This window comes from Lentzea sp. NBRC 102530 (genome assembly GCF_030269365.1).
Lineage (GTDB): Bacteria > Actinomycetota > Actinomycetes > Mycobacteriales > Pseudonocardiaceae > Lentzea.
The window spans coordinates 773111-786650 of sequence record NZ_BSTF01000002.1 but is presented as its reverse complement, the minus strand read 5'-3'; the positions used below and the strand labels follow the sequence as shown (position 1 = coordinate 786650).

Here is a 13540-nt window from a genome sequence, read left to right as displayed (position 1 = left end):
GCGGACACCTTAGACAACCGGCTCCTGCGCCACCAGAACTCGAGGGTTCCGATTACGCCGGCACCGGCGGCCGCGAGTCACGTGACGGCAGGACCCGGATTCCGGCCGCACCCCGTGAGATCCGCTCGACTTGTCGACCTACAAGATCACGATTACGGTGGGAAGCGCCTCCAGTGAGTCGGGTTGAGATGGAAGCCCGGTGAACTACCTCGACGAGGGAGTCGCCGGTATGCCTGAACGTTCCCCTGCCCACGTGCTGAAGATCGCGTTGGTGGACCTGCCCACCCGCTCGTCCGAACAACGGGCCCACGTCACCGAACTGGCCGTCGCGCTGAGCCGCCACAGCCACGAACCGACGGTGTTCCGTCACAAATCGGACCCCGCCGCTCCTGAGCGCGTCATCGCCCGCGAAGGCTACGAGGTCGTGTTCGTGCCGACCGGCACACCACAACCGCGCGACGACGACGCCGAGCGGCACCTCGGCGAGATCGCCGAGTTCCTCGCGGGTCGGTGGCGGAGCAGTCCGCCGGACGTGGTGCACTCCCACGGCAAACTGGCCGGGCTGGCCGCCGTCACGAGCGTGGACCGCACGCGGACGCCGGTCGTGCACTCCGGGCACGGTGACGACTCGCCCGAACCGCTCCGGTCGGGCGACGCGGCCAGACTGCTCGCCCGTGAGGTGGCCCGGTTCGTCACCACGAGCGCCGCGGAGGTACCCGAGCTGACGAGGACCGGGGTGCACCGGGCGAGGATCAGCATCGTCCCGGGCGGCGTCGACCTCGACCTGTTCCACCCGGACGGTGCCGTCGCGCGCAAGCGGCACGCCCGCCGGATCGTCACCGTCGCGAACGCCGAGTCCAGTCGTGGCGTCGCCGAGCTGGTCTCCGTGCTGCCGCTGCTGGACGACACCGAGGTGGTGGTCGTCGGCGCCGGTGCGGAAGCACGCGAGCTGAGGTCGTTCGCCCGGCACGCGGGCGTCGCGCAGCGCGTCGTCCTCGCCGGGCGGGTTCCGCGCTCGGCGCGGCCCGCGCTGCTGCGGTCGGCCGACGTCGTCGTCTGCCTGCCCGAGACGGCGCCGTTCGGCCGGATCGCGCTGGAGGCGATGGCGTGCGGGACCCCGGTGGTCGCCACCGAGGTCGGCGTGCTGGCCGACGCCGTCGTGCGCGGCGTCAGCGGACTGCACGTGCCCGCGGGCAACCCGCGCGCCCTGACCAGGACGTTGACGCGGCTGCTCGACGAGGTCTCGGCGCGCGAGCAGCTGGGCATCGCCGCACGGGACCGGGCCACGGCCAGGTACTCGCGGGACCGCCTCGCGCGGGAGCTGACGTCGGTTTACGCGCGCGTCGCCGACGTGCCGGTCGCCGTGTCACCCCAGGCCGTGTCCTAGCCCTGTCCGGCACGTCCGGCGGGCGACGGCGGCAGTCGGGCGCCTCCTACCCGGCGACCGTGCCGGACCTGGTCAGCTGTGCCGGAGCGCCACGAGCGCGATGTCGTCGGCGGCCTGCTGGTCGCCGACCATCGTCGCCATCACCCGCGCGCACACCGCCTCCGGATCCGTCGCGGTGACGGTGTGCCGCAACCGTTCCAGGCCGGCGTCGAGGTCCTCGCCGCGCCGTTCCACCAGGCCGTCGGTGTAGAGCACGACCACGGTCCCCGGCGGCAGGTCGACGTCGGTGGCGCGGCGCCCGCCGGTGACGAGTTCGAACCCGACGGGCGGGTCGACGGGCACGTTCGCGAACGCGGGGTCCTGACCCTCCACCGCGACGACCGGCCGCAGGTGTCCGGCGACGGACAGGCGCATGCATCGCGCGGCCCTGTCGATGACGGCGTACGCGACGGTGGCCATCGTGTCGTGCTCGAAGTGGCTCGCCTTGCGGTCCAGTTTCCCCAGCACCACGGCGGGATCGGCGTAGTCCAGGGCGTAGGCGCGCAACGCGCTGCGCAACCGGCCCATGACGACCGCGGCTCGCAGCCCGCTGCCGACGACGTCGCCGATCACCACGCCCGTGCGCCCGCCGGGCAGTTCGAACACGTCGTACCAGTCGCCACCGACGCCGTTGCCCGCGCCGGGGACGTACCGGGCCGCGAGTTCCCAGCCCTGGGTGCTCGGCAGGTGTGACGGGAGCAGGCTCTCCTGCAGCAGGGTCGCGGCGGTGCGTTCGGCCCGCATCCGGTTGACGTACACGGCCATCGCGAGGCGGTCGGCGACCAGCCGCAGCGCGTCGGCCTCCTCGTCGGTGAACCGCCGCGACGTGGTGCTGCCGACGTGGACGACGCCGACCAGTTCGCCCTCCGCGACCATCGGCACGCCGAGCAGCACCCGCAATCCGTGTTCCCACAGCAGCGGGTTGACCACGGTGGACTCGTCGACGCGCTCGATCTGCACCGGGCGCAGGGTCTGCGCCACCCGGCCCGCGAACCCCTTGCCGAGCGGGACGCGCACGCCCTGGAAGACCTCCTGGTCGAGGCCGGAGGTCGCCCGCGCGACCAGTTGCACGCCGTCCTGGTCCACCAGCAGGACGGTGGCGGTGTCGACGGCGAGCAACGCGCGGACGCGGTCGAGCAGCACCCGCAGGAGCTCGTCGACGCCCAGGTCCCTGAGCGTCTCGTCCGTCACGGCGTCCAGCACCCGCCACCGGATCGCACTCCCCGCCCCGGTCATCCCGCCTCCGTCCCGCTCGTCGGCTGTGCGCGTTCCACGTCTAGCAGCCCCTCAACCGGCTTGCCCGAGATCGGTTTCGAGATCGCCCCGACCGGGTAGTGATCGTGTTCCTCCTCAGGGACACGGGACCACCGCGAACACGGTCTTGCCGTCGTCGGGCAGCAGGGTGATGCCCCAGGCACTGGAGGTGCCCTCGACCATCACCACGCCCCGGCCCCGGTGCTCGCCCAGCCGGGAGCGCCCGTAGACCGGGTGCTCGGAGGAGGTGTCGTCGACCTCGACCGTGACCTCGCAGGGCGTGCGGCGGCGCAGCACCCGCACCCGGCCGTGCCCGGTCGTGTGGTCGAGCACGTTGCTCACCAGCTCCGTCACGACGATCAACACGTCGTAGAGGTGGTCCTCGCCCAGTCCGGTCAACGCGCTGCCGACGTCGTGCCGCAGGTCCGTCAGCACCAGGTCGCGGTCGATGCGCAGGTCCAGGACCACGGACGGAACCTGGTGGGCCATGGCTGCTCTTTTCCCGCCGAGGACGCAAACGAGCCGGTGTACCCGGTGACGGCCGCTCTAAACCACGAATACTCGGGTCGTTTGCGGCGAGTCGACAACGACTCCCGGGTCGGGAATGCTGGACCTCTCGTTGAGCAAGCAGCGGCCGTGAAGAGAACCCAGCACATAAGGGGAACTGGCCGATGCACCACGTGGAGATCAGCGCACGCCGGATCGGCTCCGTCCAGGTGCTGGCGCTGCCCGACGTGTCGCACGACGCCGCGTCCCTCGTCGAAGCGCTGAACGCCACGGCAGGGGACGCCGCGCACGTCGTGCTCGACCTGAGACAGGTCACGCTGCTGTCCGTGGCGATGGCACGGGCCGTCGTCGGCTTCGGCGGGTCCGTCCTGCGTCGCGGCGGCGGGTGCTCGCTGGTCATGGCCCCGTCGAGCCGCGCGGCGGACGCGGTGCTGGACCACTTCGACGCCCAGCACGCCCTCTCCCGGCACAAGACGTTCGCCAAGGCGCTCGCGGACGCGGCGACCAGGAGGTCAGCGGACACCAGTGGTTTCGGCTCCGCGGTGAACACCCTGGCGTTCGACAGCACCGATCTGGAGGTGACCGAGGAGTTCCTCAGCGCGTCCTACGCCCCGATGCGGATCGGCAGCGACACCGGGACCTCCGGCGCGCACATCACCAGGGTCGCGACGAGCGGCCTGAGCATCGACCGCCTCGACCTGACCTTCGAGATGAGCTACGACGTGCAGCCGCTCGGGCAGATCTGCCTGTGCGACATCGAGGAGGGCACGGTCGAGGGACATCGGGTGGAGGAATGGCGGGAGGAGCGGTCGTTCGGTGCGGGTGAGCTGTTCTCGTTCTCACCGCCCGACCGCGCCTACGTCGGCCGGATCGTCCGCGCCCGCTACGGCATCACGATGTTCGATCCCGCGCTGCTGGAGCAGGTCGCCGGCGAACCGGTCCGGCTGCTGGACCACCGCCCGGTCGACGAGGCCGGTGCGCGGCACGTGCGCCGGGCCATCGCGCACCTGCGGGACGACGTGCTCGCCGTTCCCGGTGTCGGCGACGACGAGCTCGTGGTGGCGACGGCGACGCAGTACCTCGCCTCAGCCGTGCTGAAAGCCTTCCCCACCAGCGCTTCCGGCCTGGACGGCCGCGACTCGCACGCGGGCGTGGTGCGGCGGGCGATCGCGTTCGTCGAGGCGAACGCGGACCGCCCGATCGGTCTCGCCGACATCGCCGCCGCCGCACGCGTCTCCCCGCGGTCCGTCGAGCAGGCGTTCCGGCGCCACCTCGGCACCACGCCGATGGCCCACCTGCGGCGCGTACGACTGGACGGCGCCCGCGCGGACCTGCGCGCCTCGGACACCGGCGACATCGGCGACACCGCCGTCGGCCGGATCGCGACGCGGTGGGGCTACCAGCGGCAAGCCGCGTTCGCCGCGCACTACCGCGCCACCTACGGCGTCACCCCGCGGCAGACCCTGCACGACGACGAACCCGCACGCCGGGGCCTGCGTCCGAGGGCGGACCACGACCGGCTCACCGAGGCGGTGCTCGACCAGTTCGAGTCGCTCACCGGTGCGCTGCTCGGCGCCGCGACGGCGGAGGACGCGCTGACGTTCCTCGTCCGCACGGCCTGCGCGGTGATCCCCGGGGCGGACCTCGTCAGCGTGACGCTGCGGTCCGGCGACGCACTCACCACCGCGGCGTCCAGCGGTGCCGGGGCCGAGCAGCTCGACGGGATCCAGGCGGTCGCTGGACGAGGCCCCTGCCTCGACGTCACCACGCCCGAAGCGCCCGCGCAGGTCCAGTGCGACGACGTCGCCGCCGAACAGCGGTGGCCCGAGTTCGCGGAGGCGGCCGTCGCCCAGGGCCACCGCGCGCTGCTCACCACCGCGCTGCACGACCGCACCGGGGCGCTGACCGTCTGGTCGGCTCGTCCGGACGGCCTGTCGAGCGCGGACGCCAGGATGGCGGTGCTGCTCGCGATGCACGGGTCGCTGGCCCTCGCCCACGCACGTCTGGCCGAACAGGCCGGACTGCGCCAGGCAGAACTGCGGCGCGCGATCGAGAGCCGCGACGTCATCGGCCAGGCGAAGGGCGTTCTCATGCAACGCCTCGGCATCAGCGCCGACGAGGCGTTCGCCCTGCTGCGCACGACGTCCCAGCACCTCAACACCAAGCTCGTCGAGATCGCCCGCACCGTCGCGGCGCGCCGGGACGAGCTCGACGAGTAGCCGGTGGCGCGGGATGGGTACCCGTGCGCCACGAAGTCCCCCGAAGAGCGGAGATGGCCGGGTGCCAGAACGCTGTGCCGACACCGTCGGCGTGGAAGAGGAGTTCCTGCTCGTCGACGCGGGTTCCGGGCGGACGGTGATGCGGGCGGACGCGGTGCTGGCGCGCGTGCGGGACACCGCGCTCACCCGGTTCCACGCCGAGCTGGCCGGAACCCAGGTGGAGGCGGCCACCGGGCCGTGCACCAGCGCCGCCAAGCTCGGCGAGGAACTGGCGACCGCCCGTGGCCTGCTCGCCGACGCGGCCCGCGAGGAGGGACTGGAGCTGCTTTCCCGTGGCACGCCCCGCAAGGCCGCCACCCACTCGGTGATCTCACCCGGCGCGCGGTTCCACCGGATCCTCGACGCGTACGCCGGTGTCGTCGAGGACTACGAAGCGTGCGGCTGCCATGTGCACGTCGGAGTTCCCGACCGCGAGACGGGAGTGGCGGTGCTGGGGCACGTCCGGCCGTGGCTGCCGACGTTGCTGGCGCTGTCCGCCAACTCCCCCGACCACGGCTACGCGAGCTGGAGGATGGTGCAGCAGTCCCGCTTCCCCGGCTCCGGTGTGCCGCCGCTGTTCGCCGGCGCGGCGGACTACGACGCCCACATCGCCCGGACGGTGGCGTGCGGGGCGCTCGTGGACGCCGCGCAGTCGTTCTGGCTCGTCCGGCTCGGCACGAAGGTGCCGACGGTGGAGTTCCGGGTGGCGGACGCGGCGGCCGAGGTCGACGACGCGGTGCTGCAGTCCGCCCTGTGCCGTGCGCTCGTGCACACCGCGTGCCAGGACGTCGAGGCCGGTGCCGAGCCCCCTGCGGTGCGCGACGACGTGCTCGCGGCGGCCGTGTGGACGGCGTCGCGGTACGGCCTCGACGGCGCCGCGGTGCACCCGTGGCGCGAGTGCCGGGTGCCCGCCACCGCGGTGCTGGACGAACTGGTCTCGCGGGTGACCCCGGCGCTGGAGGAACGCGGCGAGCTGGCTCTCGTGCTTGGGCTGCTGGATCGCCGGGTATGACTGCGGAGTGGAGCTTCCCTCACCTCGCGGTCCTCTGTCCGAACGAGTCGTCGCCGCGCTGAACGGCACGCCGGACGGCCGCGTCATCGAGTTCGTGCCCGCCGATCCGTACAGCGAAGACCTCGCCATCGCGCTGTACACGTTGTACGAGCTGCATTACGGCGGGTTCACCGGCGTGGACCCGGCCTGGGAGTGGGACCCGGAACTGCTGCGGCTCCGGTCGCGCGCCGAGGACGTCTTCCTGACCGGACTCCGGTCCGATGTGGAGGGTGGGGACGACCTGGACGGCGCCCTGGGGGCGTTGCTGGTCGAACACGTGCCCGGCAACGGGGTGTCGCACCACCTGCGCGACCACGGGACCTGGGACCAGATGTGCGAGTACTTCGCCCATCGTTCGGTCTACCACCACAAGGAGGCCGATCCGCACGCCTGGGTCATCCCCCGGTTGCGCGGCAGGGCGAAGGCCGCGCTGGTGGCGGTGGAGTTCGACGAGTTCGGTGGCGGACGGGCCGACCGGATGCACTCGCGGCTGTACGCCGACCTGCTCGAAGGAGCGGGCATGTCGGCGGACTACCTGCACTACCTGGACGACGTGCCGGCACCCGCCATCGCGATCGTCAACATGATGTCGCTCTTCGGCCTGCACCGGTCGTTGCGCGGGGCCCTGGTCGGGCACTTCGCCGCCGCCGAGATCACGACGGCCCCGAGTGCCCACCGCATGGCGCAGGCGCTGACCCGGCTGGGCGCCGACCCGAGGTGCGTCGAGTTCTTCACCGAGCACATCGAGGCCGACGCAGTGCACGAGCAGATCATGCGCAACGACGTCATCGGTTCGTTGCTGGAGCAGGAACCCTCACTGCGCGCCGACGTGGTGTTCGGCATCCAGGCCACGGAACTGCTGGAGGCGCGGCTGGCCGATCACCTGCGGTCGTCGTGGGACGCGGGCGAGTCGTCGCTGCGGACGCGCCTGCGGTGGCTGGTGTCGCAGAACGGGTAGCGCTTGCTGCGGCGGCAGGCGCACACCGCGACCACGAAACGGTCGCTGGTGTGCGTCACGCCGTCATCGGTGACGAGCTCGACCGGACCTTCGACGAGCACCGGGCCGTTCGGCACGATCGTCACCCGGCGCGGGTTCTGCTCGGTCACCGCGGATCACCACCAGTTCCTCTTCTCGCTGACCGGGCTCGATCAGGCCCTGCTCCTCCAGGAACGCCGTCCTGGACCGCAACACCGGCCCGAACGGCACCGTGCGGCGTTGCACCACCGCCGCCTTCAGCCCGCAGTCCCGCAGCCGGCGCACCGTCTCGTCCACTCCGGACAGTGCGGAGTGGACCATCAGCAGCACCCCGCCCGGGTTGAGCAGGTCGAACGCCCTGGCGCACAACGGGTCGAGCAGGACCCGGCCGTCCAGCCCCGCGTCCCAGGCCCGTGCAGGACCTCGCGCGGCCCGGTCGGCGGGCACGTAGGGCGGGTTCGCCAGGACGAGGTCGAAGCTCTCGTCCCCCACGACGTCCAGCACGTCGCCGTGGCGGACCCTGATGGGCAGCCGGTGCAGCGCCGCGTTGACCCGCGCCGTCCACACCGCACGCCGTGAGACGTCCACAGCGGTCACCTCGGCGGCACCGGCGCGCATCGCCGCCAGCGCGAGAGCGCCCGTGCCGGTACCGATGTCCAGGACGCGGGCGCGCGCGGGAACCGCCGCCTGGCGCAGCGCTTCCAGGAGAAAAGACGTGTCTTCCTGTGGCGCGTAGACACCTCGCGCTCTGAGCAGCATCACGAACAACGAGTCGGCCAGTTCCACGACCTTGAAACAAGGTCGTGCGACGGTGTTTGCCCGGCGATTTCGTGGGCACCCGGCCCGCAACCCCGTTCTCTGCCAAGAGGAGCGTTGATGAAGGCCGTCACCTGGCACGGCAAGCGCGACGTCCGGGTCGACACCGTGCCCGACCCGCGCATCGAGTCCCCCACCGACGCCGTCGTCCGGGTCACGTCGACCGGGCTGTGCGGTTCGGACCTTCACCTGTACGAGGTGCTCGGCCCGTTCATGACCGAGGGGGACGTTCTCGGCCACGAGCCGATGGGCGTCGTCGAGGAGGTCGGGGCCGAAGTCACCTCGCTCAAGCCCGGTGACCGCGTGGTCGTGCCGTTCAACATCTCCTGCGGGCACTGCTTCATGTGCGACCGCGGTCTCCAGTCGCAGTGCGAGACGACGCAGGTCACCGACCAGGGCAAGGGTGCGGCGCTGTTCGGCTACACCCGGCTCTACGGCCGGGTGCCCGGTGGGCAGGCCGAGTTCCTGCGCGTGCCGCAGGCCCAGTACGGGCCGATCAAGGTGCCGGACGGGCCACCCGACGACCGGTTCGTCTACCTGTCCGACGTGCTGCCCACCGCGTGGCAGGCGGTCCAGTACGCCGAGATCCCGCGGGGCGGTTCCGTCGTGGTCTTCGGCCTCGGGCCGATCGGGCAGATGTGCGCCCGCATCGCTCGCCACCAGGACGCCGAACTGGTGATCGGTGTCGACCTCGTGCAGGAACGACTGGCGCGCGCCGAGGCGCACGGCGCGACCGTGATCGACACCCGCGACCACGACCACATCGGCGACGCCGTCCGGGCGCTCACCTCGGGCCGTGGTGCCGACGCCGTCATCGACGCGGTGGGCATGGAGGCGCACGGCGCGCCGGCGGCCAAGTTCGCGCACAACCTCGTGGCGCTGCTGCCGCAGGCGGCGGGCGCGCTGGTCACCGAGAAGGCGGGCATCGACCGGTTGAGCGTGCTGTACGCGGCCATCGACTCGGTCCGGCGCGGTGGCACGATCTCGTTGTCGGGCGTGTACGGCGGCATGATCGACCCGATGCCCATGATGGAGCTGTTCGACAAGCAGATCCGGCTCCACATGGGACAGGCCAACGTCCGCCGCTGGATCGACGACATCCTGCCGCTGCTCTCCGGCGACGACGATCCCCTCGGCGTGGACGACTTCGCGACCCACCGACTGCCGCTGCAGGACGCGCCGCGCGCCTACGAGATGTTCCAGAAGAAGCTCCACGGGGCTCAGAAAGTCGTGTTCCACCCGGCTGGCTGAGAAGTGACGCCCCCTTGGGCGGGATCACCGGGACCGTCGACGTCGATGTGGACGTGACGACCGCCTACACCAGTGGACGCCGTTCGGGTGGGCGGTGCCGCCCTTTCCGTTCCGGTCAGCCCCGCCGGGGCCGCGGCACGGACCGGAGGGCGAGGAACGCTTCGACCCTGTTCGGGTACAACGGCAGCAGCGCGTCCACCCCGGTGATCGCGAGCGGCTTGAGCACCCTCCGCGCGCCCGCGACGACCGCGAACGGCACGTCCATCGCCCTGGCCTGGTGCTCGACGGTGATGAGGAGGTTGATCCCGGTCGAACCGAAGAAGCTGACCGCGTCCAGGTCGATGACCAGTGCCGCGGGGCCCCGCCGCACGGCGTCCAACGCCTCGCGCAACGGTGATTCGTCGGTCATCCGGTCGATCTCACCGGTCACGACCAGGACCGCGACCCCGTCCTGGTGTTCCGTCCGGGCCGTCAGCACGGCGGTTGTTCCGCTGGGCTGCTCGTTCATGGCGCGCTCCTCCCGGCAAACCGCGCGAAGCGCCGACGCGAGCCGCTGCCCAACCCGGAGAACCTGTCGATGACCTCACAAGACGCAGATCGGTGGTCTGTTTCCTCCACCTCACGCTAGGCCGTTGTCCGTCCCGGCACAACCGCTCCCCTGATCGGGCGACGGCATGATTGCCCGGCGCCACCTGCGGGTACCGCTCGCCGATGAGGACCTCGATCGCCCTGTTCACCCGCGACCTGCGGGTCCACGACAACCCGGTGCTGCACGCCGCGGCCGCCGCGGACCGGTGCGTCCCGCTGTTCGTGCTCGACAGCGCGATCACCTCGTCGTCGTTCTTCAACGCCAACCGCGCGGCGTTCCTCCTGGACTGCCTGCGGGACCTCGACGCCGCGCTGCGGGAACGGGGCGGCGGTCTGTTCGTGCGCGAGGGAAAGCTCGTCGACGAGGTCGCGAGGGTCGTGCGGGACCACGGCGTCGACGAGATCCACCTGGCCGCCGACGTCAGCGGCTTCGCGCGCCGCCGGGAGGAGGCGCTGCGGGAACTGGGCGTCGCGGTGCACGTCCACGACGCGTCGATCAACGCCGTGCCGCCCCTCTCGCTCACCCCGTCCGGCGGCGGCGACCACTTCGCCGTGTTCACGCCGTACTTCCGCCGGTGGGAGACCGCGCACCGGCGTGGCGTCCTGAGCGCACCCCGGCGGTTCGCGGTGCCCGCACCGGCCGGCGACCTGCCCGGTGAGCTCCACCGCGGCGCCACGTCACCGGACCTGGCCGCGGGCGGCGAGACCGCCGGCCGGAAACTCATGGCGGACTGGGCGCGCACGGGCGTGGCCGGCTACGCGGACCTGCACGACGCCCTCTCTGACGACGCCACCTCGCGCCTGTCCCCGCACCTGCACTTCGGCACGGTGTCGGTGACCGAACTGCTCGACCGCGTCGGCACCGCGTCCGAGGGGGCCAGGGCCTACACCCGCCAGCTCGCCTGGCGCGACTTCCACCACCAGGTGCTGGCCGCCCGCCCCGAGTCCGCCTCGCGGGACTACCGCACCCGCCACGACCGCTGGCGGAGGTCGGACCGCGACTTCGAGGCGTGGCGGGACGGCCGCACCGGCTACCCGATCGTGGACGCCGGCCTGCGCCAGCTCGCCCAGGAGGGCTGGATGCACAACCGGGCCCGTCTGATCACGGCGAGCTTCCTGTGCAAGACCCTGTACGTGGACTGGCGGCGCGGTGCCCAGCACTTCACCGACCTGCTGGTGGACTGCGACCTCGCGAACAACCAGATGAACTGGCAGTGGATCGCCGGAACGGGCACGGACACCCGCCCGAACCGGGTGCACAACCCGGTGGCGCAGGCCAAGCGCTACGACCCGGACGGCGCCTACGTCAGGCGGTACCTGCCCGAACTGTCCGATGTGGACGTCCGATACCTCCACGAACCGTGGACGCTCCCCGACGACGAACGCGCGGCGCTCGACTACCCGCCGCCCCTGGTGGACCTGCGCGAGGCCGCCGACAGGTTCGCGGCGGCCCGTGCCGCGGGGAAGTCCAGGGCCGTCAGCGCGCGAGCCCGTTGAGGACCTCGGTCAGCTGCTCCTCGGTGTCGTCGCCGAGCTTCTCGAACACCAGTTTCGCCGCCGGTGCGGCGAGCTTGGCCGCACCGTGGAACTCCAGGTCGTTGGTGTAGGTGATGCTCGACCCGGTGCCGTCCGGGACGACGTCGATGGTCTCGGTGGAGGTCGCGGTGTCGTTGCGGCCCACCAGGACGACGCGGTCACCGGTCAGCTGTTCGAGGGTGTAGGTCAGCTCGGTGGTGATGCCCGCGATCTTCGAGGTGTTGTGCCAGTTCGCACCGACCTGGACGGGACCGCTGTCGTTGCGGGTGCAGCTCTGCGTGCCGGGGTCCCAGCGCACGGCGTTGCCGAAGTCGGCCAGGTACGGCACGACGACGTCCGGCGCGGCGGTGACGGTGAACGTGCGGGAGACGGTGGTCATCGGAAGTCCTTTCCACGGTTGCAGCGACGAATACCCGCCGGGAAACATCACCGCGCCTCGTCGCTCTTCCGCTGCCTTTCCTCCTTCATCCGCTTCTCCAGGCCGTGCCGTTCCCCGTCGGCCAGGTCGTCGCGCACTGCCTGTTCGACATCGCGGAAGACGTCGTAGTAGGAGTCGTCGTACTCCTCGACGACCTGGAAGGTCCACCGTCCGGAAAGGACGTCGTGCCCGAGCAGCTCGCGCTGCACGCGGTCGGCGTGGTCCTCGTGCCCGGCGGCGCGCAACGCCTCGACCGCGTCGCCGAGCTCGAAGTCGGCGGTGCCGGTGAGCTGGTGGAACGAGTACAGGTGGCCGCGGGCGCGTTCGGTGGTCTCCAGGGCCTTGCGCAGCTTGCCGACGGCATCGGTCGTCTTGTCGTCCATGCCCGGCCGGGTACCCACTTCACAGGGCCGGACTTCACAGCGCCGGACTTGCCTCGACCGTCTCTCCCCGCGCGATGCCCCGCAACAGCGCCCGCAACGTCTCCCGGGCGTCGTGGCGCGGTTCCCAGCCGAGTTCCGTGCGGGCGCGTGACGCGTCCAGCAGCGGCGATTTCAGGGCCAGGTCTACCCATCCCGGTGCAGTGGGCTGCATCCGGAGCCGCCACGTCCCGTTCGCGAGGCCGCGCAGCAACCGCGGCGGGACGGCGACGTGCCTGCCGCCGAGCACCTGCGCCAGCACGTCGGGGGTGATCACGGGGTCGGCCACGAAGTTCACCGCGCCCTCCGGGCGTCGGCGCAGGATCCGCACGAGGCCGTCGGCGACGTCGTCCGAGTGCACGAACTGCGTCACCAGGCCGCGCGGCACCGGCACCACCGGAATCCGCTGTCCGAACAGGAACCTCGGCACGAACGGCCCCAGGAAGTACTCGTGGATCTCGGCACCGGCGTCGGACTGCAGGACCAGTCCCGGCCGGGCGCGGGAGATCAGCAGCTTCGACTCGAACTTGGTGAGCATGTGCTCCACGGCGGCCTTGTGCCTGCTGTAGGAGGACGTCGACACGCCGCCGACCGGCCAGGACTCGTCGACCCGGCGGTCCTTCGGGCCCGGCGAGTAGGCGCCGACCGACGACATGTGCACCAGGTGCGGCACCCCGGTGGCGACGGCGGCGTCGAACACCTGAGCCGACCCGGCCACGTTCGTCCGGTACAACAGCCGCTCGTCGCGGGAGGGCTGGATGAGCCACGCCAGGTGCACGACCGCGTCCGCCTTCTCGAACGCGCTCTTCAGCACCTCCTCGGCGCCGGCCCTGCCCAGCTCGACCGGTGTCCACCGCACCCCCTGGTAGGGCGGCACGTCATCCGGGGTGCGGCGGGAGAGGCCGTGGACCTCCACGTCCGGCTCGTCGGCGAGCCTGCGCAGCAACGCGGTGCCCACGTTCCCGCTCGCACCGGTGACGACAACCCTCATGTCCGTGCCCCTTCGGTCAGCCACCCTGTACTCGAACGGGTACCCGTTC

Annotated in this window: 14 protein-coding genes; 6 read left to right on the top strand and 8 right to left on the bottom strand. The window is 71.7% G+C overall.

Translation table 11 applies throughout. The features are described from left to right. Positions 1-229: 229 nt before the first annotated feature. Positions 230-1387 (top strand): glycosyltransferase, encoded by a 1158-nt coding sequence (locus QSK25_RS07240; protein ID WP_285635070.1) that lies wholly within the window; start codon positions 230-232, stop codon positions 1385-1387. Positions 1388-1459: 72 nt separating this feature from the next. On the opposite strand, the gene QSK25_RS07235 is transcribed toward QSK25_RS07240, so the two are convergent. Continuing rightward, complete coding sequence (locus tag QSK25_RS07235) at positions 1460-2662, bottom strand: PP2C family protein-serine/threonine phosphatase (protein ID WP_285635067.1); 1203 nt, start codon at positions 2660-2662, stop codon at positions 1460-1462. 114 nt (positions 2663-2776) lie between these two features. Then, positions 2777-3169, bottom strand: coding sequence for an ATP-binding protein (locus tag QSK25_RS07230; protein ID WP_285635061.1), 393 nt, complete (start codon positions 3167-3169; stop codon positions 2777-2779). Between the two features lie 182 nt (positions 3170-3351). On the opposite strand from QSK25_RS07230, the gene QSK25_RS07225 reads away from it, so the two are divergent. From QSK25_RS07225 to QSK25_RS07215, 3 genes are all read left to right on the top strand, one after another. Beyond that, positions 3352-5406 (top strand): ANTAR domain-containing protein, encoded by a 2055-nt coding sequence (locus tag QSK25_RS07225; protein ID WP_285635058.1) that lies wholly within the window; start codon positions 3352-3354, stop codon positions 5404-5406. A gap of 61 nt (positions 5407-5467) precedes the next feature. Further along, complete coding sequence (locus QSK25_RS07220; RefSeq protein WP_285635051.1) at positions 5468-6457, top strand: carboxylate-amine ligase; 990 nt, start codon at positions 5468-5470, stop codon at positions 6455-6457. A gap of 7 nt (positions 6458-6464) precedes the next feature. After that, positions 6465-7454 (top strand): iron-containing redox enzyme family protein, encoded by a 990-nt coding sequence (locus tag QSK25_RS07215; protein WP_285635048.1) that lies wholly within the window; start codon positions 6465-6467, stop codon positions 7452-7454. Here the strand turns inward: QSK25_RS07215 and QSK25_RS07210 are convergent. Together QSK25_RS07210 and QSK25_RS07205 are read right to left on the bottom strand one after the other, a co-directional pair. Further along, positions 7376-7603 (bottom strand): CDGSH iron-sulfur domain-containing protein, encoded by a 228-nt coding sequence (locus QSK25_RS07210; protein ID WP_285635045.1) that lies wholly within the window; start codon positions 7601-7603, stop codon positions 7376-7378. The two genes, QSK25_RS07215 and QSK25_RS07210, sit on opposite strands and share 79 nt — an antisense overlap. Beyond that, positions 7518-8234, bottom strand: a complete 717-nt coding sequence (locus QSK25_RS07205) for a HemK2/MTQ2 family protein methyltransferase (protein WP_285635300.1) — start codon at positions 8232-8234, stop codon at positions 7518-7520. Before QSK25_RS07205 ends, QSK25_RS07210 begins: the two co-directional genes overlap by 86 nt. Before the next feature lie 114 nt (positions 8235-8348). On the opposite strand from QSK25_RS07205, the gene QSK25_RS07200 reads away from it, so the two are divergent. After that, complete coding sequence (locus QSK25_RS07200) at positions 8349-9539, top strand: zinc-dependent alcohol dehydrogenase (RefSeq protein ID WP_285635042.1); 1191 nt, start codon at positions 8349-8351, stop codon at positions 9537-9539. A gap of 115 nt (positions 9540-9654) precedes the next feature. Here QSK25_RS07200 and QSK25_RS07195 read toward each other — a convergent pair whose 3' ends face one another. Continuing rightward, a complete protein-coding gene (locus QSK25_RS07195) occupies positions 9655-10047 on the bottom strand; it encodes an STAS domain-containing protein (RefSeq protein WP_285635039.1) in 393 nt (130 codons plus the stop codon). A 203-nt stretch (positions 10048-10250) separates the two neighbouring features. Here QSK25_RS07195 and QSK25_RS07190 point away from each other — a divergent pair, with 203 nt between their 5' ends. Then, positions 10251-11624 carry a cryptochrome/photolyase family protein gene (locus tag QSK25_RS07190; protein WP_285635036.1) on the top strand — a complete coding sequence of 458 codons (1374 nt, stop codon included), beginning with the start codon at positions 10251-10253 and terminating at the stop codon, positions 11622-11624. Here the strand turns inward: QSK25_RS07190 and QSK25_RS07185 are convergent. The 3 genes from QSK25_RS07185 to QSK25_RS07175 are packed head-to-tail and all read right to left on the bottom strand — an operon-like array spanning position 11605 to position 13491. Next, the gene (locus QSK25_RS07185; protein WP_285635033.1) at positions 11605-12042 is read right to left on the bottom strand and encodes an SRPBCC family protein; all 438 of its coding nucleotides are present in this window, start codon (positions 12040-12042) and stop codon (positions 11605-11607) included. The two genes, QSK25_RS07190 and QSK25_RS07185, sit on opposite strands and share 20 nt — an antisense overlap. A 47-nt stretch (positions 12043-12089) precedes the next feature. Then, positions 12090-12464: a hypothetical protein gene (locus QSK25_RS07180; RefSeq protein ID WP_285635028.1), complete on the bottom strand. Its 375-nt coding sequence runs from the start codon at positions 12462-12464 to the stop codon at positions 12090-12092. 34 nt (positions 12465-12498) lie between these two features. Further along, a complete protein-coding gene (locus tag QSK25_RS07175; RefSeq protein ID WP_285635024.1) occupies positions 12499-13491 on the bottom strand; it encodes an NAD-dependent epimerase/dehydratase family protein in 993 nt (330 codons plus the stop codon). Positions 13492-13540: the final 49 nt, after the last annotated feature.

Coding starts and splice junctions, on each gene's coding strand:
- QSK25_RS07240 (WP_285635070.1), top strand. CDS start 230: ATGCCTGAACGTTCCCCTGCCCACGTGCTGAAGATCGCGTTGGTGGAC.
- QSK25_RS07235 (WP_285635067.1), bottom strand. CDS start 2,662: ATGACCGGGGCGGGGAGTGCGATCCGGTGGCGGGTGCTGGACGCCGTG.
- QSK25_RS07230 (WP_285635061.1), bottom strand. CDS start 3,169: ATGGCCCACCAGGTTCCGTCCGTGGTCCTGGACCTGCGCATCGACCGC.
- QSK25_RS07225 (WP_285635058.1), top strand. CDS start 3,352: ATGCACCACGTGGAGATCAGCGCACGCCGGATCGGCTCCGTCCAGGTG.
- QSK25_RS07200 (WP_285635042.1), top strand. CDS start 8,349: ATGAAGGCCGTCACCTGGCACGGCAAGCGCGACGTCCGGGTCGACACC.
- QSK25_RS07195 (WP_285635039.1), bottom strand. CDS start 10,047: ATGAACGAGCAGCCCAGCGGAACAACCGCCGTGCTGACGGCCCGGACG.
- QSK25_RS07190 (WP_285635036.1), top strand. CDS start 10,251: ATGAGGACCTCGATCGCCCTGTTCACCCGCGACCTGCGGGTCCACGAC.
- QSK25_RS07185 (WP_285635033.1), bottom strand. CDS start 12,042: ATGACCACCGTCTCCCGCACGTTCACCGTCACCGCCGCGCCGGACGTC.
- QSK25_RS07180 (WP_285635028.1), bottom strand. CDS start 12,464: ATGGACGACAAGACGACCGATGCCGTCGGCAAGCTGCGCAAGGCCCTG.
- QSK25_RS07175 (WP_285635024.1), bottom strand. CDS start 13,491: ATGAGGGTTGTCGTCACCGGTGCGAGCGGGAACGTGGGCACCGCGTTG.